The sequence below is a fragment of the Erwinia sp. AnSW2-5 genome, from assembly GCF_045107195.1.
Taxonomy (GTDB): Bacteria; Pseudomonadota; Gammaproteobacteria; order Enterobacterales; family Enterobacteriaceae; genus Erwinia.
In genome coordinates this window covers 206704-231860 of record NZ_JBJGXA010000011.1, presented here as the reverse complement: position 1 = coordinate 231860, position 25157 = coordinate 206704, and the positions used below count along the sequence as shown (strand labels likewise).

Below are 25157 nucleotides of genomic sequence, written 5' to 3'. Positions count from 1 at the left end.
ATTGATTTATATAAAAAAAGGCGCGGAAACCGCGCCTTCTTCCGTCATCCAGACGCGGTTACTTTTCGAACGTCGGGAATTCCATCTCACTGTATTTCACAAAACGGGTTTTGCGCGTCAGCTTGAAGCCAAACCAGATAATCAGGAACATCGGGATACCAATATAGGTGGCCGCCACGCCGCCCCAGTCAATGGTATCTGACAGGAACGCCTGATAGTTCTGGCCCAGGGTAATAATCAGGCACAGCACGAACGCAAAGATCGGTCCCACCGGGAAGAAGCCGGAACGGTAAGGCAGATCGGCCAGATCCAGGCCCTGAGCCACATACCCTTTACGGAAACGATAATGGCTGATGGCAATACCTAACCAGGCAATAAAGCCGGTCATCCCCGAGGTATTTAGCAGCCACAGGTAAACCGTCTGGTTGCCAAACATTGAGGTGAGGAAGCACAGCCCCGCCACCACCGTCGTGGCATACAGTGCGTTACGCGGCACGCCGCCTTTGGACAGTTTGGCGAAGATACGCGGTGCTTTACCCTCTGATGCCAGGGTGTAGAGCATACGCGTGGAGGCATACATACCGGAGTTACCCGCTGACAGCACCGCCGTCAGGATCACCGCATTCATCACCGCCGCCGCCGACAGCAGGCCAGCGTGCTGGAACACCAGCGTGAACGGGCTGACGCTGATATCGGTCACATTGTTACGCAGCAGACTTGGGTCGGTGTAAGGGATAATCAGGCTGATCACCAGAATCGCGAACACATAGAACAGCAGGATGCGCCAGAACACCTGACGGACCGCACGCGGAATGTTCTTCGCCGGTTCTTCCGATTCACCGGCAGCAATACCAATCAGCTCGGTGCCCTGGAACGAGAAGCCGACGATCATCGCCACGCCAATCATCGCGGCAAAGCCACCTGAGAAGGGTGCATCGCCAATCTGCCAGTTATGCCAGCCCGCACTTTCACCGCCGCGCAGAATGCCCGCGATCATCGCCACACCGACGATAATAAAGATGATGACGGTGGTCACTTTGATCAGCGAGAACCAGTATTCCGCTTCGCCAAAGCCTTTAACGGAGATGTAGTTCAGCAGGAAGATCAGGCAGAGGAACAGTGCGCTCCAGATCCAGCCAGGCGTATCGGGGAACCACCAGGTCATCACCAGCTGTGAGGCGACGAGGTCAACGGCGATGGTCACCGCCCAGTTGTACCAGTAGTTCCAGCCCAGCGCGAAGCCGAAGCCCTCTTCGACGTATTTTGCGCCGTAGGTCGAGAACGAGCCTGAGACCGGCATAAATGCCGCCAGCTCACCGAGGCTGGTCATCAGGAAGTAAACCATCAGGCCAATCAGCATATAGGACAGTAATGCCCCGCCAGGACCGGCCTGTGAAATGGTGGCACCTGAGGCAACAAATAAGCCGGTACCAATCGAACCGCCAATGGCGATCATGGTTAAGTGACGTGCTTTGAGTTCACGCCTTAATCCAGGGGGTTGTGTTGTTGTTGTGTCATGATCCATGTTTAAACGCTGCGCCTTGCAAAAAATAAGGCGCGATTATATCAACCTGGCCGGGGTGGTATAGCGATAACACCACGTTATAAGTTAGCTTCATGATCGGCGGGGAATTATTAGCATCACAAGGTAAAACCCTGCAAAAAAGGTGATTTTACTTATACCCATTGGGGGACTGTTTCTATCAGTGAAACTACGCTATTGATTAGCTGACTTATGAAATCCCTCGCTGCTGAGGGTTAAAAAATTTCAACGAAAAAAACAACTGCCTCACATTAGTGTGTTCTTACGTGGTTCCCTCCATACCTTCTGCGCTGACTCGTTGTAACGTTTACGATTATCGATTAATCCCATCACTTATGCGCATTTTCGCTGAATTTCGCCGCATTTTTCGCCCTCTTTTCTTTTCTAAACGTTGAGTTATGTTGTGCGAATTCAGGGAATAAGCAGACGGATTAACGGACTAATCAATGAAAATCCTCCCGGTTTTTCAGGCCATTCTTATCTCAGGATTCACGGTATCTGTTGCCTGCGCGGCGTTACCTGCTGTCGATCAAAATATCATTGAGCAGCGGCAAAAAGCGTTGCTGTCGCAGGAACAACAGCAGCGTAAAGCACTGCGCACACCGCTCACCCTGGCCCCGTTGCCCGCCTTGCGCGGTAACGAAGGCGGCCCGTGTCAGCGTATTACGCAGATTGTATTTTTACAGGCGAAACATCTGCCTGCCAGAGTCACCCGGGCACTGGCGCAACCCCGGCTGAACCGCTGTATGACGCTGGCCGGGATGGAACAACTGCGGCGCGATGCCACCAATGCCTACCTGCAACGGGGTTATGTCACCTCACAGTTCATCTTGCCTCCGCAAGATCTGACAACCGGCGTGCTGACGCTGGCCGCCAGCGAGGGGCGCATTGAGTCCATTACCCTGAAAGGCCAGCAGCCCCTCCGGCTGCGTACGGCATTTCCTGGCATGATCGGTCATGTGCTGAACCTGCGCGATATCGAACAGGGGCTGGAACAGCTTAACCGCCTGCCCTCGCAACAGGTCACCATTGATATCCGGCCGGGTAAACAACCCGGATATTCCGCACTGCTGTTGCAACGTGCCAGTAAAAGCCTGCCTTTTGGGGCAACGTTCAGCATGGATAACAGCGGCCAGCACAGCACGGGCAGCGGGCAGCTGGGTAGCAACCTCAGGCTGGATAACCCGTTGCAGTTGGGCGACCAGTGGCAGCTCGCCATTAACCGCAGCAGCGATTTTTCTCACAGCCGCCGCAGCCTCAACCTGAATGGCAGCGTCACACTGCCCTACGGTTACTGGTTACTGAGCGCACAGGGCAGCAGGAACGATCAGCTACAGCAGGTGAGCAATCAGGGCAAGCGCTGGCGCTATCAGGGTGAAAACGTCAGCCAGCGGCTGAATATCAACCGCACGTTGTGGCGTGATGGCCAGCGCAAGCTCTCCGGTGATGCAGGCATCAGCCATCGCCGGATAACCAGCCGTATGGCGGGTGAAAAGCTGCGTATCAGCAGCCCGACGCTCAGCGTGCTGCATGTTGGCGGCAGCTTCAGTATGCAACTGGCGGGCGGTTATCTGACCATCAGCCCGCTGTTCAATCAGGGCATTGGGGCGCTGGGCGCAACGCCGGATCGCGCAAGATCATCAGGCGCACCGCGCAGCCAGTTTCGCAAATTCAGCCTGAGCAGCAGCTACTTATATCCGATCACCGACCGCCTCTCCTATCTCACTTCCGCGTCCGGCCAGACCACGCCCGATAACCTTTATGCCAGCGAGCGCCTGTCGATTGGCGGGCAGTATTCCGTGCGCGGATACAAAGAACAGTACCTCAGCGGTAATCGCGGGGCTTACTGGCGCAATGAGCTGAACTGGCACGGGGGCCGTCTGCCGCTGGCGGGCGAGGTCACGCTCACTGCCGCACTGGATGGCGGCTGGTTACAGACGAAGGCGAAAAAAATTGACGGGGGCACCCTAAGCGGTTGTGCACTCGGCATCGCCACGCAGGGGCGCTGGGTTGGCCAGTCGCTCAGTGTGGCAAAACCACTGAGTTATCCGGAACGGTTGCATCCCGATCGCTGGGTGGCGTACTGGCAGCTGGGCATCAGCCTCTGAGGCCGACACAGTCAACGGGCTGCGGCCCGATTCAGGGAGTGAATTATCATGGACAAGCTTAACCACCCGCTGGCACGCGGTGTCAGCTACTTACTGATCTACCTTACTGCGCTACAGCCCGTCTTCGCGGCAGGTATCAGCGTCAGCCATCCGGCCATGCAGGCAGAGGCTGGCACCGTGCCGATCATCAACATCGCCACGCCCAACGCAGCGGGCATTTCCCATAATCAGTACGCCGAATTTAACGTGGGAAAAACCGGCGCGGTGCTGAACAACGCCACTGAAGCGGGAAATTCGCAACTGGCCGGAGCGCTCACCGCCAATCCCCATCTTAACGACCAGGGTGCGGCGCTGATTATCAATGAGGTCACCAGTAGCAGCGCCTCTGAGCTGCAGGGAAAACTGGAGGTGTTTGGCCATTCAGCCGGGGTGATGATTGCCAACCCCAACGGCATCCGCTGTGACGGCTGCGGGGCAATCAACAGCCCGGCGCTTACCCTGACCACCGGTAAACCGCAGTTCCTTGCGCAAGGCGAGTTGCAGGCGCTGGAGGTCCGGCAGGGTACTGTCTCTGTCGGCCCCGGCGGGCTGGACGGCAGCGGCCAGGACTACGTGGATATCATTAGCCGCGCCACGGAACTGAACGGCAAAATTACCGCCCACAACCTGGCGCTCACCCAGGGGGTGAATCGCGTTGACTATCCTGCCGGCGGCGTGACAGCGCTCGCGGCCAGCGGCAGCGCGCCGCAGCTGGCAATTGATACCAAAGCCCTCGGCGGCATGTATGCCGATAAGATCCGCCTGCTGGCGACGGAAAATGGCGTTGGGGTGAACCTCAGCAATCTCACCACTCACCAGCAGTCGATCACCCTGACGTCCAGCGGCCAGCTGCAGCTGTCAAACATCAGCGCAAAAACCGACCTTAACGTCAGTGGGCGTGGCATCACCCTGTCGCCAGGCAGCAGCCTGACCAGCGGCGCGGATATCACTCTGGCGGCCGACCAGGTGACCAACTCAGGCACTGTTGTTGCCGCAAAGGATCTGCGGCTGTTCAGCGATCGGGTGAGTAATACGGGCAAGGGAGCGCAGCTGCGGGCGGGCGGCGGCATGTGGATCCAGAAGAACGCCGCAGGCGAGCGCGCCAGCCTGGTTGAAAACCGTTCGGCGAACATCAGCAGCGGCGGGGACCTGGTGATCCGTGCCGTGCAGCTCAATAACCTGCGTAACGCGGTAGTCACCGGGCAGCAAAAAGCGGCGGCGGATGACAAAGGCATGTTTATCTATGGCTCCGCCTTTAATGCGGCCAAATACGGCAATCCGAATAAACGCCCCGATTACGATGGAGGCTTGCGGCAGTATCGTGAATTGTCCGTGTCAGCCACGTTAGTCGATGCCTTTTTAAGTGCGTTTTATATTACCTGGATCAACGATGACAGTACGCACTATTTTGTACAGGCGGATGCACAGCCGGGAGGGATTCAGGCAGGCGGTAACCTTTACGCCAGCAGCGGAACGCTGCTGAATGCCGCCAGCGAACTCCGCGCCGGGGGGAATATGGTCCTCACGGGCGGCAGCTTTGATGCCCTGAGCTACCACGGCGGTTTACAGCAGGATTTTGTTAAATTTGCGCATGACTTTGAGACCGATAAGACCGACGGTTTTAAGCACATTAATTATCTTAAAACCGACGAGCACCGCAGCGCGCTGATCACCGATACGGCGATTAACTCGCATATCACCGCCGCGGGTGAACTGGTGGCCGATTTTAAAGACCATATCAGCGCCAGCCTGCCGCTGCCGTTGACGCCCACCGAACTCACCTCCGCACCACGCGCTGACACCTTCTCCGCGAAAAATATCCTGCTGCATGCTGGCATCATCAGCAGTAACGACGGCATCAGCGCCACGGAAAATCTCACCCTGCTGGCCGATGACAGCATCAGCCAGCAGCGCGGCCGGCTGAGCGCGGGCAACAGCCTGTCGCTGACGGCCGTCAACAATATCAGTAATCTGCAGGGTAACCTGAAAGGCCGTTCTGTCGACATGATCAGCCGCCAGGGCAGCATCCTCTCTGGCACCCCCGCGACCTCACGCAGTTTCTCCGCCGACTACCAGCAGCAGTTTTCCATCCTGAATGCCGGAACCCTGTCGCTGACCGCCGGGCAGCATATCGCGCTGAACGACACGCAGCTGCTGATAAGCGATGCGCTCAGCGCCACCAGCGGCGGCGATCTGAGCATCCTGAACAGCGATAAGCTTCTGAAAGGCCCTGACCTTCTGATCAGGAGTGATCTACTGGCTCAGCAGCAGCACCTCGACCAGGCATTGGTGACCCCCGGCCGTACCCATGTCACGGGGGATATCACCCTGGTGGCCGCAGGTGACCTGTCACTGGATGGCGTGTCGTTGAACGCCGGAAAAAATATCGCGCTGCTGGCAGGAAAAAACGTCTCGCTGAACCCGCGTTCGCTATCACCAGACAGCCACAGAACACAAAAAATTCTCGATCGTTATACCGAGTACGACACTGACTTTTTCCCCACCTCACGCACCCCTGAGCTACGCGCCGTGCTGGCGGCAGGCAATGACCTGCAAATCCATGCCGGAGCCGATCTCCGTACCGATGGGGCAAAGCTCACCAGCGGGGCCAACGCCACGTTGATTGCCGGGCGCAATATGTCTCTGGGCGCGCTGGCTTACTCGTTTATCGACAACCTTAACGATAACAACAAGGATGACCGCCAGCTGGTGAGTGAGGTGCAGGCGGCGAAAAACCTGACGCTGACAACAAACGGCGATCTGACCAGCGCAGGTAGCAGATTGAGCGCCGGGGGTGACCTGGCCGCAGCAGCGGCGGCAATATGCGCTTTGAATCGGTGACCACGCATCTGTACCGCGAAGAGAGCAAAGCCTGGTCAGAATCCCTGACGCAGAACGGCAGTCAGCTCACCAGCGGCGGGCTGCTTACGCTGATGGCGAATGGCAGCATCCTGTTCCAGGCAACAAAGCTGCTGGCAAAAGGCGCGCTGGAGGTGGCGGCACAAGGTGGCTACCTCTATGCCCAGGCGATGGAGGAGAGCAGCAGCTATGAGAGAACCACCCACAAGCGCAAATGGTGGGGCAAAAAAACCACCGTCAGACAGACCGGCCATAGCCAGAGTAACAAAGTCACCGAATTCAGCGCCGCTGGCGATCTGACCCTACTCAGCCGCGATGATGCCACCTTCGAGGCCAGTAAAATCAGCGCCGGGAAGAACGCCCGCCTGGTGAGCACGGGCGGCAAAGTGAACTTCCTCGCGGTAAAAAACAGTGCCTTCGCACAGACCCTGACGTTGTCGAAAGGCTTCTTTATTAAGCAGTCCCAACGCGGGTATCAGGCCGATACCTGGGTTCTGCCGTCGGTTTACACCGGCGGTACACTGACGGTAGAAGCCAGCAGCGGCATCAGTGCGGAGGTTAAAGCGGCGTCGGCACGCCAGCTGCAGGCCACGCTGGCGGTGCTGGGTAATGCACCGGGCACTGAATGGCTCAAAGGGCTGAGCACCAGAAACGATGTGCAGTGGCAGCAGGTGCAGGATGCCTATCAACAGTGGAGCTGGAGCCACCGCAGCCTGAATCCGGTGGTGGGCGCGGTGATCGCCATTGCGGCAGCGGCGGTGACGGCGGGCAGCGGGCTGGCAGCCAGCGTCGGCGCCCTGGCCTCCAGCGGTTCCGGTGGTCTGGCCTCCAGCGGTTCCGGTGGTCTGGCGGCTACCGCCGCGTATGGCGCAGGCTATTCAGGGATGATGGCGCTCAGTTCGCAGACGGCAGTGGCGCTGGTGGAGAACCGCGGCAACCTGTCAAAAACCTTCGATACCCTTAGCAGCAGTGATTCGGTGAAAGCACTGGCCACGTCAATGGCCATTGGCGGTGCGCTGGCCGGGTTCGATCAGATCAGTGACTTACAGGCGGCCAACCCGGGCAACGCGCGTCTGCCCGTGCTGAGCAATGGCGACTGGATCAACACGGCGCAACGTGTGGCCGGGCAATCCGTTATCCGTTCGGTGCTGAACAGCACCATTAACGGCGGCAGTTTCGGCCATAACCTGAGCGATGCCCTGCTGGCAACGGTGGGTGACCAGCTGAATGCCGAAGGCGCGAAGCTGGTCGGCGATAACGGTGAACTGCTTGGCGTGGCAGGCAAATCCTTAAGCCATGCGGTGGTCGCCGGGATTGCCGCTGAGATTAGCGGTGGTAACGCCACGGGCGCGGCGGCAGGCGCTATCGGTGCCGAACTGGCGGGCGTGATGCTCGGTGACTCGCTGATCAAGCCCAGCGAGTGGCAGCGCCAGTCCGAGCAGCAGGCGCAGGTGGCCCGCGTGCTGGGCGCCACACTGGGTGCGCTGGTGACCGGTAAAGCCTCCGGGGCTGAAAGCGGCGCAACCGGGGCTGAATACGCCTTCCGCTACAACTACCTCACCCATCAGCAGCAACAGCAGATGGACGAGGAGCTGGCCGAGGCTAAAACCCCCTACGACAAGATGGCCGTCACCGTTAACTGGGGCGTTGTCAGTGATAACCAGGACGATATCTTTAACGCCGGGGTGATATCCGGCGTGTCGATGGACCTCTGGGAGTCGGCGAAAGGCCTGGCGGAACTTGCCAGTAATCCACGTGAACTCTGGGTAGCGTTCAGAAACGTTATTAATGAGGACGATGGCTGGGCCAGAGTCGGCAACAACGTTAAGCAGGGTTTCCTCAACCGAATCGATGCCGGACTGACCTATTTTGATCAGGCTGGTACAGATAGTGCGTTCAGTTCCGGCCTTGAATTTGGCCATCTCACCAGCGACGTGGCAACCGCCTTTCTCGGAGCCGCGGGCGTAGCCAAAGGGGCGCTGAAGCTGGGCGAGGTCACGGCGGGTGCCGTGCTGGAAGACTCGGCAACGCTGCGCGCTCCGGTTGTCAGGCAAATTGACACGGGAATTGAGTGGGAAGGCGGAATTCAGGGTCAGGGAATGCCGTGGGAGGACTATGTAGGTAAAGATCTGCCTGCCGAGGCCAGGCTGCCGAAGTTATTTATGACGTTCGATTATTTTGACCAGGAGACAGGTCACGCAGTGAGTGTCAAAACACTGAATACCAATACCGCAGCAAGAATAAAGGATCCGAAACAGATTTATTACTCTCTGAAGGGAAATATTGACGATGCCATCAACTTCAAGGAGTACGGATTATCTGGAAAGATAGTAAAAGAAGAGATAATTAAATCTCGCGAGGTCAATATCGCGATTCCAAAAGCAATCACGGATGCTCAGTGGGCGGAAATAAATCGTGCAGTTCAGTACGGTAAAGCCAATAACGTTAACGTTAAAATTACGGTGGTAAAATAGTATGCATGATGTCATTAAAAGACAATGGGCTGTAGCAAAAGCAAATAAAGACTTTATTTGTGTTGATACCTGCTCCGGTTACAGAAGCTCCAACCTTGACCTGAAAGGCGTGCAACACCTGACGCAACATAACGTCAGCGACAGCGAGCTGGGGGTGATGCTGCTGGATGCCCTGGCACACAGCCGTTTTGTTTTACCGCCACGGTCAGGTAGAGATATCTGGGTTCATCCTGAGGTGACTTATGATGCTGAACTGTATGACTTTGATCGAAGTCTTGAGAACTATAACCAATGGGTTAGCGACCTGATGCTCAGCCAGGGTTATAAAACCAAACGCACCCTGTTTAAAGGAATGAAAAGCTGCAGCATTGAATGCTGTCAGGGGGTAATCACTATCAGCCCCTCTTTTCATGAAAAGGCCGAAGCCTGGAGCGGCAGAGCGATCGAAAAATCGGATTATGTGGTGCTTGCCGCAAACAGCCCGGAAGCCGATATCGGCGCAGCGCTGCGATTAGCCTTTAGTCGCTGCAAGGGAAGCAAATAAACCGAGGGCCGGAAAGCCATTGCGCTGTTTTCCGGCCGTTAATAATAAGACAACTCAGCTACACAGGCTAAATATGGCACGACAGTTAATGCGGAATAGTTTAAAACTCGCGAGCTAAACATTGCCATTCCCAAAGCAACCACGGACGCTCAGTGGGCCGAGATCAATCGTGCCGTTCAGTACGGTAAATCTAATAACGTTAATGTCAAAATTACAGTGGTGAAATAGTATGAATAATAAAATTAAAACCCAATGGGCCGATGCAAAAATGAATAAATATTTTATTTGCATTGATACCTGGTCCGGTTATAGCAGCTCCAATCTTGATCCAAAAGGTGTACAACACCTGACGTCACATAATGTCAGCGACGGCGAGCTGGGAACAATGCTACTGGATGCCCTGGCGCACAGCCGTTTTGTTTTACCGCCCCGGGATAATAGAGATATCTGGGTTCACCCTGAGGTCACTTATGATGCTGAACTGTATGATTTTGATCGGAGTAACGAGAGATATAAGTTAACGTTAAAATTACGGTGGTGAAATAATATGAACAACAAAACTAAAGCTCAGTGGGCGACGGCAAAAAAAAATAAAGACTTTATCTGTATTGATACCGAGTCCGGTTATGGAATCACTCATTTGGATCCAAAAGGTGTACAGCACCTGACGTCGCATAACGTCAGCGACAGCGAGCTGGGGGAGATGCTGCTGGATGCCCTGGCGCACAGCCGTTTTGTTTTACCGCCCCGGGATAATAGAGATATCTGGGTTCACCCTGAGGTGACTTATGATGCTGAACTGTATGATTTTGATCGGAGTAACGAGAGATATAATCAATGGATCAGCGACCTGATGCTCAGTCAGGGTTATAAAACCAAACGCACCCTGTTTAAAGGAATGAAAAGCTGCGGTATTCAATGCTGTGAGGGGGTAATTACTATCCGCCCCTCTTTTCATGAGTTAACGTTAAAATTACGGTGGTAAAATAGTATGCATGATGTCATTAAAAGACAATGGTCCGTAGCAAAAACAAATAAAGACTTTATTTGTATTGATACCTGGTCTGGTTACAGGAGTTCCCGTCGAGACCCGAAAGGCGCTCAACATCTGGCTTTGCATAACGTCAGCGACAGCGAGCTGGGGGCGATCCTGCTGGATGCCCTGGCGCACAGTCGCTTTGTCTTGCCGCCACGGTCAGGTAGAGATGTCTGGGTTCATCCTGAAGTGACTTATGATGCTGAACTGTATGATTTTGACCTAAGTCTCAAGAACTATAACCAATGGGTCAGCGACCTGATGCTCAGCCAGGGTTATAAAACCAAACGCACCCTGTTTAAAGGCATGAAAAGCTGCAGCATTGAATGCTGCGAGGGAGTAATCACTATCCGCCCCTCTTTTCATGAAAAGGCCGAAGCATGGAGCGGCAGAGCGATCGAAAAATCGGATTATGTGCCATTCCAAAAGCAACCACGGATGCTCAGTGGGCGGAAATAAATCGTGCCGTTCAGTACGGTAAAACTAATAACGTTAATATCAAAATCACGGTGGTAAAATAGCATGAACAATAAAGTCAAAGCTCAGTGGGCGATGGCAAAAACAAATAAAGATTTTATCTGTATTTATAGCGAATCTGGTTATGGAAGCACTCGTTTGGATCCAAAAGGCGTGCAACACCTGATGTCGCATAACGCCAGCGACAGCGAGCTGGGGGCGATGCTGCTGGATGCCCTGGCGCACAGTCGCTTTGTCTTACCCCCCCCGGATAATAGAGATATCTGGGTTCATCCTGAGGTGACTTATGATGCTGAACTGTATGATTTCGATCGGAGTAACGAGAGATATAAGCCATTCCCAAAGCAACCACGGACGCTCAGTGGGCCGAGATAAACCGTGCCATTCAGTACGGTAAATCCAATAACGTTAACGTTAAAATTACGGTGGTAAAATAATATGAACAACAAAGTTAAAGCTCAGTGGGCTGGGGCAAAAACAAATAAAGACTTTATTTGTATTGATACCTGGTCCGGTTATGGTGCTATTTTTCGTGACCCAAAAGGCGTGCAGCATCTGACTTCGCATAACGTCAGCGACAGCGATTTAGGGGCGATGCTGCTTGATGCCCTGGCGCACAGTCGTTTCGTCTTACCAAAACCCAGCAAAAGCGTATGGCACCACCCGGAGGTTACTTATGATTATGAGGTTCATGATTATGACCGCATGAACGAAAACTATAATCAATGGATCAGCGACCTGATGCTCAGTCAGGGTTATAAAACCAAACGCACCCTGTTTAAAGGAATGAAAAGCTGCGGCATTGAATGCTCTCAGGGAGTAATAACCATCCGCCCCTCTTTTCATGAAAAGGCCGAGGCCTGGAGCGGCAGAGGCATCGAAAAATCGGATTATGTGGTGCTTGCCGCCAACAGCCCGGAAGCCGATATCGGCGCGGCATTGCGATTAGCCTTTAGTCGCTGCAAGGGAAGCAAATAAACACAGGGCCGGAAATCCATTGCGCTGCTTTCCGGCCGTTTCATGCGTTGATTTATTCAGTGCAGTAACTCAGAAAACGCGTCAACGCCTTAGAGATATGCTTCTGGCGGTGATGAATACGGTACAGCGTGCGCCTGAGCTTCGGCAACGGAATAGCCACTTCAACCAGCGTGCCCATCTCCAGCTGCTCGGCGATCGCACGTCGCGATAAACAGCTGATCCCCATGCCGTGACGCACCGCGTTTTTAATCGCCTCTGAGTTACCCAGCTCCAGCGCCAGCTCGAACTGCGGCAGATGCGACAGCAGCAGATAATCGACGATTTCACGCGTTCCGGAGCCATGTTCACGCAGGATCCACGGGGCAGCAGCCAGGCTCTGTAACGTCACCGACTGGTTGAGGATATCAGCATCCGGGGCCGCAAAGACCACCAGCTCATCTTCCAGCCAGGGTTCTGTGACCAGCTCGGCCATATGACACGGCCCTTCAATCAGGCCAATATCTACACGAAAATCAGCGACATCGGTAATTACGTCCTGGCTGTTGCCGACGCTCAGCTCTAAAGGCAGCATCGGGAAATCACGACGGTAACGGGCGATCATGCCGGGTAACAGGTAGTTGCCGATGGTGCTGCTGGCCGATACGCGTAATGCCCCGTTGTCTTCACGGAACAGCTGTTCGATATCCAGCGCCTGCTCAAGCAGCCCGACGGCACGCGGGTATAACAGGCGACCATGTTCATTAATGACCAGGCGTTTACCGACCCGGTCAAACAGCTGCACGCTCAGCTGGCCTTCTAGATCGGCCAGGGCGGCGCTGACCGCTGACTGCGAGAGTGACAGCACCTGAGAGGCCTGAGTGGTCGATCCGTTTTTCAGGACTTCGGTGAAAACTTCCAGTTGGCGCAGGGTGATATGCATCGTCATTCCTTTCACAAAAAAGTGGCTCACAAGTACGCTGCTTAACACTTATAGTGGTTGGTTATAAGTATATAATCAATTTCTCTTTTAAGTAAGCTTCCGTCATCATATTGCCACCATCTTATGGAGGAAGATATTTTGGCTGACATCGCTCTCAAAAATCATCGTCACCCGATACCGCACTTTATTCCTGGCCTTGCGCTGGCAGGCGGGATTGCCGCACTGGCTATCTGGGCGGGCAACATTCCCTGGGTTGCCGGCCTTGGGCTGGGCGCACTGACCCTGGCCATTGTCTTTGGTATTGTCATTGGCAATACGCTGTATCCCCTCATTTATAAGCCTTGTGATGGCGGTATCCTGTTTGCTAAACAGAGACTGCTGCGACTCGGCATCATTCTTTATGGCTTCCGGTTAACCTTCCAGCAAATTGCCGACGTCGGCGTCAGTGGCGTGATCATCGATGTCATGACCCTGTGCTCCACGTTCTTTATTGCCTGCTGGCTGGGGCGTAAAGTCTTCGGGCTTGATCGCGATACGGCGTGGTTGATTGGCGCAGGCAGCAGTATCTGTGGGGCGGCGGCCGTACTGGCAACCGAACCGGTGCTGAAAGCCGAAGCCTCGAAAGTCGCGGTGGCCGTTGCCACGGTGGTGATCTTTGGCACCATCGCGATTTTCCTTTATCCGCTGTTATATCCGCATGTTTTACAGATGTTTCCGTCAGTGACGCCTGAGAGCTACGGTATTTACACAGGCTCCACGATGCATGAAGTCGCACAAGTGGTCGCTGCGGGTCATGCCATCTCCCCGGAAACAGAGAACGCGGCGGTGATCAGCAAAATGCTGCGCGTGATGATGCTGGCTCCCTTCCTGGTGATCCTCAGTTGGCAGGTTAAGCGCATGCAGCCTGCCACTGAAACGCAGAGCAAAAGCTCGCTCTCTTTCCCGTGGTTTGCTTTGCTGTTTATTCTTGTCGCGCTGTTTAACTCACTGCATCTGTTCCCGCAGTCGGTCGTTAACGTGATTAACCAGGTTGATAACGTACTGCTGGCGATGGCGATGGCGGCGCTCGGTGTTACCACTCATATCAGCCAACTGAAGCGTGCCGGGATGCGCCCTATTCTGCTCGGCCTGACGCTGTTTATCTGGCTGATCGTGGGCGGCGGTGCGATCAATCTGCTGGTGCAACATTTGATGGCATAGTTTCCGCTCTTTTCCAGTTATGATGACCTGCCTGCATTAAGCAGGTCATTAACAGGAGAATGGCATGAAATATATCGGTGCCCACGTCAGTGCAGCTGGCGGTGTGGATAAAGCGGTTGAACGCGCACACGAACTGGAAGCCACTGCTTTCGCGCTCTTTACGAAAAATCAGCGTCAGTGGCGCGCGGCCCCGCTGACTGATGAAGTGATTTCGGCCTTTCGCACCGCTTGTGAAAAGTTTCACTACTCTCCGGGGCAAATCCTGCCCCACGACAGTTATCTGATTAACCTCGGCCACCCGGTTGAGGAAGCCCTGGAAAAATCACGCGAAGCCTTCCTTGACGAAGTGACACGCTGCCAGCAGTTGGGGCTGACGTTGTTGAACTTCCACCCCGGCAGCCACCTGCATCAAATCAGCGAAGACGATTGCCTTAAGCGTATTGCGGAGTCAATCAACATCGTGCTGGATAAAACCGACGGCGTTACGGCAGTGATCGAAAATACCGCCGGTCAGGGCAGTAACCTGGGGTTCCGCTTTGAACATCTGGCGGCGATCATTGACGGCGTGGAAGATAAATCACGCGTGGGTGTCTGCATTGATACCTGCCACGCCTTTGCCGGAGGTTACGACCTGCGCAGCGAAGAAGAGTGCGTGAAGACCTTTGCTGATTTCGAACGTATCGTGGGCTTCCAGTATCTGCGCGGTATGCACCTGAATGATGCGAAAAGCGAGTTTAACAGCCGCGTCGATCGTCACCACAGCCTGGGCGAAGGCAATATCGGTAAGACGGTATTTAGCTGGTTGATGAAGGATAAACGCTTTGACGGGATCCCGATGATTCTTGAAACGGTCAACCCGGATATCTGGAAAGATGAAATTGCGTGGCTGAAGTCGGAACAACAATCATCATAAATAAAAAAGGCTGACCGGAAAAAGGTCAGCCTCTGTTGTCGGGCCGATCATGTGTTTCGATCAGCCCGTACTACACATTATACTTTCAGCGCTTCAGCTTCCGGGCGTTTCAACACCGCGTAAGAGAGACCGGCCACCAGCGTACCAACAATAATCGCCGCCAGGTAACCCACTACCGGGGTGATTGCGCCAGGGATCAGCAGCACAAACAGACCGCCGTGCGGCGCCATCAGTTTGGCACCAATCGCCATCGACATCGCACCGGTTACGGCACCGCCGATGATGCAGCAAGGCAGTACGCGCATCGGGTCACGGGCAGCGAAGGGAATCGCACCTTCAGAGATAAAGCACAGACCCAGTACCAGCGCCGCTTTGCCCCCTTCCTGCTGACCTTTGTTGAACTTCCTGCGTGCAACCAGCGTTGCCAGACCCATCGCCAGCGGTGGCACCATACCGGCCGCCATAATCGCTGCCATCGGCGCATAGGTTTGCGAACTGAGCAGACCGACACCAAAGGCATACGCCACTTTGTTCACCGGGCCACCCATATCGGTACACATCATGCCACCGAGGATTGCACCCAGAACAACGGCGTTAGCGGTACCCAGGTTTGCCAGCCAGGCAGTCAGACCCGCCATGATACCCGCAACCGGTTTGCCCACCACGTAGATCATCAGCAGACCCGTAATCAAACTCGCGACCAGCGGAATGATCAGAATCGGCTTCAGCGCTTCCATACTGGTCGGTAGTTTGACCTTCTGGCTGAGGAACTTCGCCGCATAACCGGCAATGAAACCCGCGATAATCCCGCCAAGGAAACCGGCGTTAATGCTGGTCGCCAGCATCCCGCCAATCAGGCCAGGCGTCAGACCCGGACGGTCCGCAATGGAGAAGGCGATAAAGCCTGCCAGCACCGGCACCATCAGGGCAAACGCACTGCTGCCACCAATCTGCATCAGCGCTGCTGCCAGCGTACCCTGCTCTTTAAACGCAGTGATACCAAAGGCGAAGGACAAGGCAATGCTCAGACCACCAGCAACCACCATCGGCAGCATGTAGGACACACCGGTCAACAGGTGACGATAAGCCCCGGCTTTCTCTTTTTTCTCATCCTGTGCAGAAGACTGCCCAGCCTGAGGCTGGTAAACACGGGCTTCTGCCACGGCTTTATCCAGTTCCTGAGCGGTTTTCTTCAGCGCCAGGCTGGTAGAAGTGCGGTACATCGGCTTACCCGCAAATTTCGCCAGGTCCACTTCGATGTCTGCCGCCACAATCACCAGATCGGCTGCCGCGACTTCTTCAGCGGTAATGGCATTGCCAGCACCCACTGAACCACGGGTTTCAACCTTCACCCACCAGCCGCGTTTTTTCGCTTCGGTGTCAATGGCTTCAGCCGCCATAAAGGTATGTGCCACGCCAGTCGGACACGCGGTAATCGCGACAATACGTTTTGGCCCGGTGCTGACCGCAGCAGGCGCAGCCGCTGATGCCGCAGGTGCCTGATAAGGTTGAGCGTGAGTTTGCGCCCTTGCCAGCACGTCGGCTGGCTGGCGCATCAGCTGTTCGATGTCAGCCAGATAAATGGCTTTACCGTTCAGCGTGCTGTCTGCCGGAATATTTTTGCCTGCCACAATTACCTGATCCGCTTCTGCCGGATTATCCGTCAGAGTCAGACCGGCGCTTGCCGCAGCCGCAGTGGTAATGCTTTTTGCCAGATAGCCCGTTGCCAGCCCCAGCGAAGAATCGATTATCAGCAGCGTTTTCATTATGCGTCTCCTGCTGTTAGTTAGTGAAAGGTTGTAGGTCGACACGCGCCATCATTGCGGCCAACTGGGTACGATCGGTAACGCCCACGTTGCTCTGGCTGACGGCCATAGCCGCCACTGCCGTTGCAAGACGCAGTGTGTGCTCGCTCGATTCACGCATCAGCAGACCATAAATCAGCCCGCCAACCATCGAATCGCCTGCACCCACGGTGCTTACAACTTCACAGGCAGGTGGTTTTGCAATCCATTCGCCTGAAGCATTCACCCACAGCGCCCCTTCGGCACCAAGAGAGATAACCACGTGAGCGATCCCCTGCTCACGCAGCGCATGTGCTGCTTCAATCACATCTTGTAATGTCGGTAATTTGCGACCTGCCCAGATTTCAAGCTCACGGCGGTTGGGTTTTACCAGCCACGGTGCGGCTTTCAGGCCCGCAACCAGCGCCTCACGGCTGCTGTCAAAAATAATGCATGGGCAGTGAGTGCGCAGCTGCGTCATCCACTCGGTGAACGCATCCGGGTCCACACCGGCAGGCAGGCTGCCGCTGACGCAGACCATATCGAACTGGCCCAGCCAGGTGAGTGAATCCGCGGTGAAGCGATCCCAATCCTGTGCCGTCACGTCAAAGCCTGAAAAGTTCAGGTCCGTCACATCGCCGTCTTTCTCGGTCAGTTTGACGTTGATGCGGGTGCGGCCTTCAACCACCTGGAAGCGGTTAGCAATACCCAGCTCGCTGAACAGGTGCTGGAAGCCGTCCTGATTCTCTTTACCCAGGAAGCCGCCCACGGTGACATCAATGCCCAGGTCTTTCAGAACCTTGGCCACGTTAATGCCTTTACCCGCCGCATGCAGCCCGGTGGTTTTCACCAGGTTGACTTCGCCGCGTTCCACTTCCGGGACGTACCCCACCAGATCGTAGGCAGGGTTCAGTGTGATAGTGGCGACACGTCTGCTCATGATGCCCCCTCGCCCAAACCGGCTGCGATGGCTTCGCCAATAGCATCCAGTGCGGCACGGGCATCTTCACCGCTGGCGCTGAAGCGCAGGCGATGGCCTTTTTTCACGCCAAGAGCAACCACTTTCATCAGGCTGCGGCCGTTAGCCGGTTTACCGCTGCCATCAAGATTCGTTACGGTCACATCGCAGTTAAACTGTTTGATCACAGTGACCAGCGCCGTACCCGGACGTGCATGCAAGCCATGTTCGTTACGAATGCTGAACTCTTCGGTCAGTACGTCGGCCTGTTCGGAAACATCGCTGGTCAGCAGTGCCAGAATTCCGGCCGCGTCTGCACTCAGCAGACGATCCGCTTTCTGCTTAATCAGCAGATCGCTTAAGTAGTTAAGCACATTCAGCGGCTGGTCGTCGGTAACGGAAACGGTGATCAGCAGTGATGCGGTTTCACCGTTGACACTGAATGGCGCAGCAGCACGGCTAATAGCAACCGCACTCGCCAGATTGCCGTTGGTGCTGTCGCTGAGCCAGATACCCTGTCCCAGATTCAATGGTTTACCGGCAATCACGCAGCTCACGAAGGAAGCATCCACTGCGCCTGCCTGTTGCAGACGACCGGCGTTCAGCGCCTGTAGTGTCATCAGGTCGCTGGCGGCCACATCGATGCTGATCAGCGAGGTATCGAATTTGAATTCTGCCGCCAGTTTTTCACCCATCAGGATACTGCGCAGAGTTTCAGCCGAGTCGGTGGTGCGCAGCTGTTCTGCCACACTGTCATCACTCAGCACATGTGTCAGCTGGCGCAACAGCGCAAGGTGTTCGTCAGACTTCGCGGCGATACCAATCACGACGTAGGCCGTCTGATCTTCGCCCCAGGCAATCCCTTGCGGGAACTGGAACACCTGCACGCCGGTTTTTAATACCAGGTCGCGGGTATCGGTGGTGCCATGCGGGATGGCAATACCATTACCGAGGTAAGTGGAGGTCTGCTGCTCGCGTGCCAGCATACCGTTGACATAACCTTCACCCACATTACCGGCGGTGGTCAGCGCGGCGGCTACCTGACGGATCGCATCTTGTTTGTCGCCTGCCTGGGCTCCAGGCTTAATGGCGTTGAGTTCTAACTGGAACATGGTTCTCCTCGCTGCTGATTTGAATCGTTTCAGCTAATTTGAGAAAAAAAGCGCTATCTCTGTACTAACAACCTGAGGAGACAACGCTGAAACGTTTCAATGAGTTTGGTCCCGATAGCAGATCTGTTGCAAGTTTTACTGTAAACCACGTAGCAGATTTTTGACGCTCCGCACATTTCATCAATCATTTTCAGAAAAACGCGCGTCAAAAGAGCGGCAAGCTGAAGGCTTGCTGAAGAACCTCTCAGGGCTGAATTGTGCAAAAAGTGCCTAAAATAAAAACACCTGTGCCATCCGCTGAAAAAGGTTTACCGAGTTTCGCATTAAGGCGTAAAATCTCGCCGTTTTCCTCACAGGCTTACCGAACCCATGTCACTTCCTGCTGCGCCCGCCCGTACCCTGCCAGACAGCAAATCCCTGGCATTTCTTATCGTGGCATTTATTTCCGGGCTGGCCGGTGCGCTGCAAACCCCGACCCTCAGCCTGTTCCTGAGCACGGAAGTTCATGTGCGGCCGTTTATGGTTGGGCTGTTCTTCACTCTCAGCGCGGTGATTGGCATTGTCGTCAGCCAGCTGCTGGCGCGCTATTCCGACCGTAAAGGCGACCGTAAAACGCTGATCCTCTATTGCTGCCTGCTGGGGGCGATGGCGTCGCTGCTGTTCGCCTGGAACCGCAACTACTTTATTTTGCTCTTCGTGGGCGTGCTGCTGTCCAGTTTCGGCACCAGCGCCACCTCGCAGATGTTTGCACTGGCACGTGAGCACTCTGATAAGACCGGTCGTGAAAACGTGATGTTCAGTTCAGTCATGCGCGCGCAGATTTCGCTGGCCTGGATGGTGGGTCCGCCGCTGGCCTTTGCTCTGGCGCTGGGTTACGGCTTTCGCACCATGTATCTGACGGCCGCCGTCGCCTTTGTGCTTTGCGCGGTGATAGTGCGCTATCTGCTGCCCTCAATGCGTAAAACCACCGTGATGATGCGTCAACCCCTTCAGGCTCCGCGCCGTCACCGCCGCGCCACGCTGATGTTGTTTATTGCCTGCACGCTGATGTGGTCAAGCAATGGCCTGTATCTCATTACCATGCCGTTATACGTCGTGAATGAGCTGCATTTGCCGGAAAAACTCGCCGGGCTGATGATGGGGCTGGCTGCAGGGCTGGAGATCCCGGTGATGCTGCTGGCCGGCTATTATGCAAAACGCTGCGGTAAGCGCCGCCTGATGCGTGGCGCCGCATTTTCCGGATTGCTGTTTTACGGCGGCACGCTGATGTTTGATGGCGAGGTCTCAATGCTGCTGTTACAGGGGTTAAACGCGATGTTTATTGGCGTGGTGGCAGCCATCGGGATGATTTATTTCCAGGACATGATGCCAGGCCAGGCCGGGGCAGCAACGACGCTGTTCACCAACTCAACCCGCATGGGCTGGATTGTGGGGGGATCTCTGGCCGGGATGGTGGCTGAGGTATGGAGTTTCCACGCAGTATTCTGGTTTGCCGTGGTGATGATGGCCGCTTCGCTGCTTTGCCTGCTGCGCGTGCCGGAACCTGATTCAAACGAGGCCAGCGCCGATCAGTCCGCAGGCTGATTCAGGGCGCGGTCTGTGCTTCCAGGTCCAGTAAATACACCATCGACTGCTCACGGCTGATGCCACACATCTCGAGCTGCGGCTGCAGCCCTGAGCAGACTTTAGGCCGCAGTGGCGAACCAAAGATTTTACAGCGCATCTGAGCATCAAGCTGAATACAGGGCGTATTCGCCGGTTTTCCGTGCGGATGGCCTGGGATAGGCGATGAAATTGACGGTGCCGTACAGCAGGCACCACAGGCGGCGCGACATTCCATCACTGACCTCCAATACGAAAGCGCGACAATAGCAGGCACCCCCAGCGAATACTATCCTTATCATGTAACAGATAAGGGCCTATTGAAAAAAATGATCGACCCCTGAGGGATCCCCCCGTAACGCCGGGTCGGCACCGGTTCAACATCATGGGCGGACCGGAAAAGAAGGTCCGCCCCTACGCGCCCTGAGTTGTGGTAGCGACAAGTCATGCAGGTCTTATTTTGTGGGGATTCATCAGTGATCAGCCCCTACATAATGTAGATGTGGACCGATCGAAACCGATGTACCGGCACATATTTTCTCTGGCCCATCTTGCCTGGCGACGCGGGCGCGAGTAACGTGTCGCGATAAATTTCTCCCTCATCTTCCATACGAGACCTGTTTTATGCCAAGAGCCAATGAAATCAAAAAAGGCATGGCCGTCAGCTTTAACGGCAAACTGCTGTTAGTTAAAGATATTGACGTACAAAGCCCAAGCGCACGCGGCGCGTCAACGCTGTACAAAATGCGTTTCACGGATATCCGTACCGGGATGAAAGTGGAAGAGCGTTTCAAGGGTGACGACATTATCGACACCATTTCACTTAGCCGTCGCCAGGTGACCTTCTCGTACATTGATGGCGATGAATATGTCTTTATGGATGATGAAGATTACACGCCGTACAACTTCAAACAGGAGCAGATCGAAGATGAACTGCTGTTCCTGCCGGAAGGAGGCATTCCTGGTATTCAGGTACTGACCATGGACGGTATGATTTTGGCACTGGAGCTGCCACAAACGGTGGACATGGAAATTGTCGAAACCACGCCAGGAATTAAAGGTGCTTCTGCCAGCGCACGCACCAAACCGGCGAAAATGGCCACAGGTCTGGTCGTTCAGGTACCGGAATATCTCAGTAATGGAGATAAAATCCGCATCCACATTCCTGAACGTCGCTATATGAGCCGTGCCGATTAGTGACAAAAAATGGCGCGGTCAGATGACGGCGCCATTGATGTTATATTATAACAATCAAAAGATACTACCGATAGTCGACGGTCAGTATTCCCAGCCGCTTCTGCCGGTCAAGCCAGCTAATCTGGCTGGTACCCACATTGTGAGGTAATGATTGTAAATCCGTGTTGTTCAGCGAAAGGGTTCTGGATTTTTCCTGCCCATTACGCTCGCATGAGATAACCACTTTTTGCTGCTGGATATCATGGGTACATTCGGACTCCACAATACCGCCGCTGAAATGGATAATTCCCGAACTTCTCTCTGAATGTTTCTGTTCTGCCAGTACATTGCTCGTCCATGAGGCGAAAAGAATGACGGCTGTCGCCGCAACAATGCTGTTCATGATCACCTCGTTGTTCATTGTATGCCCGCTGACTGTAGCCAAAAACAGCAGGAAACGTGATGAAAACTAATACGAATCAAGAACGATAAATATCATTAAAGTTTTCGTGAGGAGCGAATATGACCCGCGTCAATCTGATTACCGGCTTTCTTGGCAGCGGAAAAACCACCACTCTGCGCCATTTACTGGCCTGTAAACCTGAAGGTGAGCAGTGGGCCATTCTGGTGAATGAGTTTGGTGAAATTGGTATCGACGGTGCTCTGCTGGCAGAAACAGGTGCCGTGCTGAAAGAAATCCCCGGTGGCTGTATGTGCTGTGTCAACGGATTGCCGATGCAGGTGGGGCTAAATATGCTGCTGAAGCAGGCTAAACCTGACCGTCTGCTGATTGAACCTACCGGGCTAGGCCATCCCAAACAGATCCTCGATATGCTGTCAGCTACCGTTTATCAGCCCTGGATCGACCTGCGTGCAACCTTGTGTCTGCTCGACCCGCGTCAGCTTGCCGATAAACGCGTCGTGGAAAATGAAAACTTCCGTGACCAGCTGGCCGCTGCCGATATTATTGTCGCTAATAAGCAAGATCGCTGGGAAGACGCAGACAGAGAGAGACTGGATCAGTGGCAGCAGCGATCAGCGGCAACGCGTCAGCTGGTTACCACTACTCACGGCCAGATTGATGCCGCACTGCTCGATCAACCGCGTGTCAATCTGCACGCGCTGCCAACACCTTTGCACCATCATCATCGTCCGTCGCGGTCCGGGCTGGCCGCGCTGAAACTGGACGACAACGCGCGCTGGCGACGGGCACTGAATCAGGGACAGGGTTACTATGCGGCGGGCTGGATTTTCGACAGTGAAACGGTGTTTGATACCATTGGTCTGCTTGAATGGGCCAGGCTGGCACCGGTTTCGCGTGTTAAGGGCGTATTACGTATCCCGGAAGGGTTAGTGAGTATTAATCGCCAGGGTGTCGACTTTCATATTGAAACCCGCCAGACAACACCGCCCGATAGCCGTATCGAGTTGATTCATGAAGAAATGGCAGAATGGAATCTTTTGCAAAACGCCTTGTTGAACCTTCGTTTATAGTTCCAGACATACTATGCGCCGCGACTTTGATATAAAAAGCCTATATCCGGATATGACTATTAAACGTTTTTCACTCATTTTGCTGCTGAACTTTCTCGGCCTGGTCCTGTTTTTCTCATGGTATCTCCCGGCCAACCACGGCCAGTGGTTTACCCTGGATAAAACCATTTTTTACTGGTTTAACCAGCGACTGGCGACCAATCCGATCCTGTTATGGCTGGTGGCGATTACCAATTTCCGCCTCTTTGACGTTGTGTCACTGCTGGCGATGGGCGGGTTGTATCTGCATTTCTGGCGTCGTGAAACACCCGAAGGACGTCGCCGGATGTTTGCCATCGGCATCACTATGTTGATCACCGCTGTTGGCCTCAACCAACTCGGCCATCAAATCCCGGTATCGCATGCCAGCCCGACGAAATTCTTCCCGGACGTTAACCACGTGACGGAACTCACTGGGATCCCGACGAAGGATTCCTCGGCGGACAGTTTTCCCGGTGACCATGGCATGATGCTGATTATCTTTGCCTGCTTTATGCTGCGCTATTTCACCCGCCGCGCATTTTCTCTGGCAGTGATTATTGTGCTGGTTTTTGCCCTGCCACGCGTGATGATTGGCGCACACTGGTTTACCGATATTGCCGTGGGTTCCCTGTCAATCGTACTGGTCGGCATGAGCTGGTGGTTGCTTACGCCCGCGAGTGATTATTTGGTGAACTGGCTGTATCGCAATTTACCCGGCAAATATAAACCCGGGAAGTAACCCCTCTGCTTTATGGACGTTATTGCTCTTTTTTTCGTTCGCAGCATTGCCGCCAGGAAAAAATATTTGGCGGAAAACGACGGGCTAACAGACGTATTTATTATGCCCCGGATAACAGCCGAAACATCCAGATCTCAGGATTGTCCATCCAGATTATTCTGATTTCTACTTGACCTGCAGTTGTTAGCAGCAAAATTGCGCTTAAGCACATTCAGTTAAGCTGCTTATTGGCGATAATGTAACCAATTCGTTACGTAATGATTTGACATCGTAAAATCCTATAAAAAAGTGCTTAAAAGCCCTCGCTATGGGGCTTGTTATCGGGTAATCTCGTTTTTGATTAGGCGAAATGGCTAAAGTATTTCGGTAAGTTACATTTTAATTTGTGCTCCATAACACATTTTAACGTTTTCCGAATTGTCTTACCCTCCGGCACTAATTAATCTCGTTTCGTTTCGCAATTTTGCTAACGACTTCGTCGTTAAGGACTTCAAGGGATCACAAACATAATGGTCAAGTCTCAACCTATTCTGAGATATATCTTGCGGGCGCTCCCCGCCGTCGCATTAGCGACACTGTTGTCAGCATGTAGTTCGAACAGCGGGCACAATGTACAAACTGATACTCATGCAGTTAAAGATCAAAACGGTTTTTTACTGCAAGCGTCTCAGGATGAATTCGAACAGATGGTCCAGAATGTGGATATCAAATCCCGCCTGATGGACCAGTATGCGGACTGGAAAGGTGTACGTTACCGTCTTGGCGGCACCAGCAAACGTGGCATTGATTGCTCTGCGTTTGTCCAGACCACATTCCGTGAACAGTTTGGCCTGGATTTACCGCGCTCAACCTATGAGCAGGAAGATTCCGGAAAAAGTATTCAGCGCGCTAAACTGCGTGCCGGTGATTTAGTGCTGTTCCGTGCAGGCTCCACGGGTCGTCATGTCGGTATTTATATCGGTAATGACAACTTCGTTCATGCCTCCACCAGCAGCGGTGTGATGATTTCGAGCATGAATGATTCCTACTGGAAGAACCGTTACCGCGATGCCCGTAGGGTATTGAGCCGAACGCAAAGCTGATTTCGCTCCTTTGAAATCTGCGAACACGAGATATGAAAACGCTGCCACGGCAGCGTTTTTTTTTGCCTTTTCTCCTGACCTCCCTGCTTCCCCTTTTGC

Annotated in this window: 25 protein-coding genes and 1 pseudogene; 19 read left to right on the top strand and 7 right to left on the bottom strand. The window is 54.3% G+C overall.

Annotated elements, in window-relative coordinates:
- Positions 1-58 precede the first annotated feature (58 nt).
- The gene (locus ACFL9S_RS10405; RefSeq protein ID WP_405261787.1) at positions 59-1525 is read right to left on the bottom strand and encodes an amino acid permease; all 1467 of its coding nucleotides are present in this window, start codon (positions 1523-1525) and stop codon (positions 59-61) included.
- A gap of 464 nt (positions 1526-1989) precedes the next feature.
- On the opposite strand from ACFL9S_RS10405, the gene ACFL9S_RS10400 reads away from it, so the two are divergent.
- The 12 genes and pseudogenes from ACFL9S_RS10400 (at position 1990) to ACFL9S_RS10345 (ending at position 12058) form a co-directional block, all read left to right on the top strand.
- A complete protein-coding gene (locus ACFL9S_RS10400; protein ID WP_405261786.1) occupies positions 1990-3651 on the top strand; it encodes a ShlB/FhaC/HecB family hemolysin secretion/activation protein in 1662 nt (553 codons plus the stop codon).
- 48 nt (positions 3652-3699) lie between these two features.
- Complete coding sequence (locus ACFL9S_RS10395) at positions 3700-6531, top strand: filamentous hemagglutinin N-terminal domain-containing protein (RefSeq protein WP_405261785.1); 2832 nt, start codon at positions 3700-3702, stop codon at positions 6529-6531.
- Complete coding sequence (locus ACFL9S_RS10390) at positions 6513-9023, top strand: DUF637 domain-containing protein (protein ID WP_405261784.1); 2511 nt, start codon at positions 6513-6515, stop codon at positions 9021-9023. Before ACFL9S_RS10395 ends, ACFL9S_RS10390 begins: the two co-directional genes overlap by 19 nt.
- Position 9024: 1 nt before the next feature.
- On the top strand, positions 9025-9567 hold the full coding sequence (locus ACFL9S_RS10385) for a contact-dependent growth inhibition system immunity protein (protein ID WP_405261783.1): 543 nt from the start codon (positions 9025-9027) through the stop codon (positions 9565-9567).
- A 114-nt stretch (positions 9568-9681) separates the two neighbouring features.
- Positions 9682-9795 (top strand): annotated as a pseudogene (locus ACFL9S_RS10380) (hypothetical protein); the annotation flags it as partial.
- A gap of 1 nt (position 9796) precedes the next feature.
- Complete coding sequence (locus ACFL9S_RS10375; protein ID WP_405261782.1) at positions 9797-10108, top strand: contact-dependent growth inhibition system immunity protein; 312 nt, start codon at positions 9797-9799, stop codon at positions 10106-10108.
- Between the two features lie 6 nt (positions 10109-10114).
- Positions 10115-10552 carry a contact-dependent growth inhibition system immunity protein gene (locus ACFL9S_RS10370; RefSeq protein WP_405261781.1) on the top strand — a complete coding sequence of 146 codons (438 nt, stop codon included), beginning with the start codon at positions 10115-10117 and terminating at the stop codon, positions 10550-10552.
- Positions 10553-10558: 6 nt separating this feature from the next.
- Positions 10559-11062, top strand: a complete 504-nt coding sequence (locus ACFL9S_RS10365; protein WP_405261780.1) for a contact-dependent growth inhibition system immunity protein — start codon at positions 10559-10561, stop codon at positions 11060-11062.
- The gene (locus ACFL9S_RS10360; RefSeq protein ID WP_405261950.1) at positions 11008-11124 is read left to right on the top strand and encodes a hypothetical protein; all 117 of its coding nucleotides are present in this window, start codon (positions 11008-11010) and stop codon (positions 11122-11124) included. The genes ACFL9S_RS10365 and ACFL9S_RS10360 overlap by 55 nt, the downstream gene beginning before the upstream one ends.
- Position 11125: 1 nt before the next feature.
- Entirely contained in the window at positions 11126-11455 is a 330-nt protein-coding gene (locus ACFL9S_RS10355) for a contact-dependent growth inhibition system immunity protein (protein ID WP_405261779.1), read from the top strand.
- Complete coding sequence (locus tag ACFL9S_RS10350; RefSeq protein WP_405261949.1) at positions 11416-11517, top strand: hypothetical protein; 102 nt, start codon at positions 11416-11418, stop codon at positions 11515-11517. The genes ACFL9S_RS10355 and ACFL9S_RS10350 overlap by 40 nt, the downstream gene beginning before the upstream one ends.
- Position 11518: 1 nt before the next feature.
- Positions 11519-12058 (top strand): contact-dependent growth inhibition system immunity protein, encoded by a 540-nt coding sequence (locus ACFL9S_RS10345; protein ID WP_405261778.1) that lies wholly within the window; start codon positions 11519-11521, stop codon positions 12056-12058.
- A 52-nt stretch (positions 12059-12110) separates the two neighbouring features.
- On the opposite strand, the gene yieE is transcribed toward ACFL9S_RS10345, so the two are convergent.
- Positions 12111-12977 (bottom strand): DNA-binding transcriptional regulator YeiE, encoded by an 867-nt coding sequence (gene yieE / locus ACFL9S_RS10340; protein WP_405261777.1) that lies wholly within the window; start codon positions 12975-12977, stop codon positions 12111-12113.
- A gap of 138 nt (positions 12978-13115) precedes the next feature.
- On the opposite strand from yieE, the gene ACFL9S_RS10335 reads away from it, so the two are divergent.
- Both ACFL9S_RS10335 and nfo read left to right on the top strand, forming a co-directional pair.
- The gene (locus ACFL9S_RS10335) at positions 13116-14177 is read left to right on the top strand and encodes a YeiH family putative sulfate export transporter (protein ID WP_405261776.1); all 1062 of its coding nucleotides are present in this window, start codon (positions 13116-13118) and stop codon (positions 14175-14177) included.
- A gap of 64 nt (positions 14178-14241) precedes the next feature.
- Positions 14242-15090: a deoxyribonuclease IV gene (gene nfo, locus ACFL9S_RS10330; protein WP_405261775.1), complete on the top strand. Its 849-nt coding sequence runs from the start codon at positions 14242-14244 to the stop codon at positions 15088-15090.
- A 77-nt stretch (positions 15091-15167) separates the two neighbouring features.
- Here the strand turns inward: nfo and fruA are convergent, their stop codons facing one another.
- The 3 genes from fruA to fruB are packed head-to-tail and all read right to left on the bottom strand — an operon-like array spanning position 15168 to position 18944.
- Positions 15168-16856, bottom strand: a complete 1689-nt coding sequence (gene fruA, locus ACFL9S_RS10325; RefSeq protein WP_405261774.1) for a PTS fructose transporter subunit IIBC — start codon at positions 16854-16856, stop codon at positions 15168-15170.
- Between the two features lie 16 nt (positions 16857-16872).
- The gene (gene fruK, locus ACFL9S_RS10320; protein WP_405261773.1) at positions 16873-17814 is read right to left on the bottom strand and encodes a 1-phosphofructokinase; all 942 of its coding nucleotides are present in this window, start codon (positions 17812-17814) and stop codon (positions 16873-16875) included.
- Positions 17811-18944: a fused PTS fructose transporter subunit IIA/HPr protein gene (gene fruB / locus ACFL9S_RS10315; RefSeq protein ID WP_405261772.1), complete on the bottom strand. Its 1134-nt coding sequence runs from the start codon at positions 18942-18944 to the stop codon at positions 17811-17813. The genes fruK and fruB overlap by 4 nt, the downstream gene beginning before the upstream one ends.
- A 369-nt stretch (positions 18945-19313) precedes the next feature.
- Here fruB and ACFL9S_RS10310 point away from each other — a divergent pair, with 369 nt between their 5' ends.
- Positions 19314-20528, top strand: coding sequence for a sugar efflux transporter (locus tag ACFL9S_RS10310; RefSeq protein WP_405261771.1), 1215 nt, complete (start codon positions 19314-19316; stop codon positions 20526-20528).
- Between the two features lies 1 nt (position 20529).
- Here ACFL9S_RS10310 and ACFL9S_RS10305 read toward each other — a convergent pair whose 3' ends face one another.
- Entirely contained in the window at positions 20530-20784 is a 255-nt protein-coding gene (locus ACFL9S_RS10305; protein ID WP_405261770.1) for a YkgJ family cysteine cluster protein, read from the bottom strand.
- Between the two features lie 386 nt (positions 20785-21170).
- Between ACFL9S_RS10305 and yeiP the strand changes: the two genes are divergently transcribed.
- The gene (gene yeiP / locus ACFL9S_RS10300; RefSeq protein WP_133841462.1) at positions 21171-21743 is read left to right on the top strand and encodes an elongation factor P-like protein YeiP; all 573 of its coding nucleotides are present in this window, start codon (positions 21171-21173) and stop codon (positions 21741-21743) included.
- A gap of 64 nt (positions 21744-21807) precedes the next feature.
- On the opposite strand, the gene ACFL9S_RS10295 is transcribed toward yeiP, so the two are convergent.
- Positions 21808-22125, bottom strand: coding sequence for a type 1 fimbrial protein (locus tag ACFL9S_RS10295; protein ID WP_405261769.1), 318 nt, complete (start codon positions 22123-22125; stop codon positions 21808-21810).
- 119 nt (positions 22126-22244) lie between these two features.
- Here ACFL9S_RS10295 and ACFL9S_RS10290 point away from each other — a divergent pair, with 119 nt between their 5' ends.
- The 3 genes from ACFL9S_RS10290 (at position 22245) to mepS (ending at position 25058) form a co-directional block, all read left to right on the top strand.
- Positions 22245-23216, top strand: a complete 972-nt coding sequence (locus ACFL9S_RS10290; RefSeq protein WP_405261768.1) for a CobW family GTP-binding protein — start codon at positions 22245-22247, stop codon at positions 23214-23216.
- 52 nt (positions 23217-23268) lie between these two features.
- Positions 23269-23976: a phosphatase PAP2 family protein gene (locus ACFL9S_RS10285; RefSeq protein ID WP_405261767.1), complete on the top strand. Its 708-nt coding sequence runs from the start codon at positions 23269-23271 to the stop codon at positions 23974-23976.
- Positions 23977-24485: 509 nt separating this feature from the next.
- A complete protein-coding gene (gene mepS, locus ACFL9S_RS10280) occupies positions 24486-25058 on the top strand; it encodes a bifunctional murein DD-endopeptidase/murein LD-carboxypeptidase (protein ID WP_405261766.1) in 573 nt (190 codons plus the stop codon).
- Positions 25059-25157 lie beyond the last annotated feature (99 nt).

Bases quoted from the DNA above. Each gene is read 5' to 3' on its own strand.
- ACFL9S_RS10405 (WP_405261787.1), bottom strand. From the start codon at position 1,525: ATGGATCATGACACAACAACAACACAACCCCCTGGATTAAGGCGTGAA.
- ACFL9S_RS10400 (WP_405261786.1), top strand. From the start codon at position 1,990: ATGAAAATCCTCCCGGTTTTTCAGGCCATTCTTATCTCAGGATTCACG.
- ACFL9S_RS10395 (WP_405261785.1), top strand. From the start codon at position 3,700: ATGGACAAGCTTAACCACCCGCTGGCACGCGGTGTCAGCTACTTACTG.
- ACFL9S_RS10390 (WP_405261784.1), top strand. From the start codon at position 6,513: ATGCGCTTTGAATCGGTGACCACGCATCTGTACCGCGAAGAGAGCAAA.
- ACFL9S_RS10385 (WP_405261783.1), top strand. From the start codon at position 9,025: ATGCATGATGTCATTAAAAGACAATGGGCTGTAGCAAAAGCAAATAAA.
- ACFL9S_RS10375 (WP_405261782.1), top strand. From the start codon at position 9,797: ATGAATAATAAAATTAAAACCCAATGGGCCGATGCAAAAATGAATAAA.
- ACFL9S_RS10370 (WP_405261781.1), top strand. From the start codon at position 10,115: ATGAACAACAAAACTAAAGCTCAGTGGGCGACGGCAAAAAAAAATAAA.
- ACFL9S_RS10365 (WP_405261780.1), top strand. From the start codon at position 10,559: ATGCATGATGTCATTAAAAGACAATGGTCCGTAGCAAAAACAAATAAA.
- ACFL9S_RS10355 (WP_405261779.1), top strand. From the start codon at position 11,126: ATGAACAATAAAGTCAAAGCTCAGTGGGCGATGGCAAAAACAAATAAA.
- ACFL9S_RS10345 (WP_405261778.1), top strand. From the start codon at position 11,519: ATGAACAACAAAGTTAAAGCTCAGTGGGCTGGGGCAAAAACAAATAAA.
- yieE (WP_405261777.1), bottom strand. From the start codon at position 12,977: ATGCATATCACCCTGCGCCAACTGGAAGTTTTCACCGAAGTCCTGAAA.
- nfo (WP_405261775.1), top strand. From the start codon at position 14,242: ATGAAATATATCGGTGCCCACGTCAGTGCAGCTGGCGGTGTGGATAAA.
- fruA (WP_405261774.1), bottom strand. From the start codon at position 16,856: ATGAAAACGCTGCTGATAATCGATTCTTCGCTGGGGCTGGCAACGGGC.
- fruK (WP_405261773.1), bottom strand. From the start codon at position 17,814: ATGAGCAGACGTGTCGCCACTATCACACTGAACCCTGCCTACGATCTG.
- fruB (WP_405261772.1), bottom strand. From the start codon at position 18,944: ATGTTCCAGTTAGAACTCAACGCCATTAAGCCTGGAGCCCAGGCAGGC.
- ACFL9S_RS10310 (WP_405261771.1), top strand. From the start codon at position 19,314: ATGTCACTTCCTGCTGCGCCCGCCCGTACCCTGCCAGACAGCAAATCC.
- ACFL9S_RS10305 (WP_405261770.1), bottom strand. From the start codon at position 20,784: ATGGAATGTCGCGCCGCCTGTGGTGCCTGCTGTACGGCACCGTCAATT.
- yeiP (WP_133841462.1), top strand. From the start codon at position 21,171: ATGCCAAGAGCCAATGAAATCAAAAAAGGCATGGCCGTCAGCTTTAAC.
- ACFL9S_RS10295 (WP_405261769.1), bottom strand. From the start codon at position 22,125: ATGAACAGCATTGTTGCGGCGACAGCCGTCATTCTTTTCGCCTCATGG.
- ACFL9S_RS10290 (WP_405261768.1), top strand. From the start codon at position 22,245: ATGACCCGCGTCAATCTGATTACCGGCTTTCTTGGCAGCGGAAAAACC.
- ACFL9S_RS10285 (WP_405261767.1), top strand. From the start codon at position 23,269: ATGACTATTAAACGTTTTTCACTCATTTTGCTGCTGAACTTTCTCGGC.
- mepS (WP_405261766.1), top strand. From the start codon at position 24,486: ATGGTCAAGTCTCAACCTATTCTGAGATATATCTTGCGGGCGCTCCCC.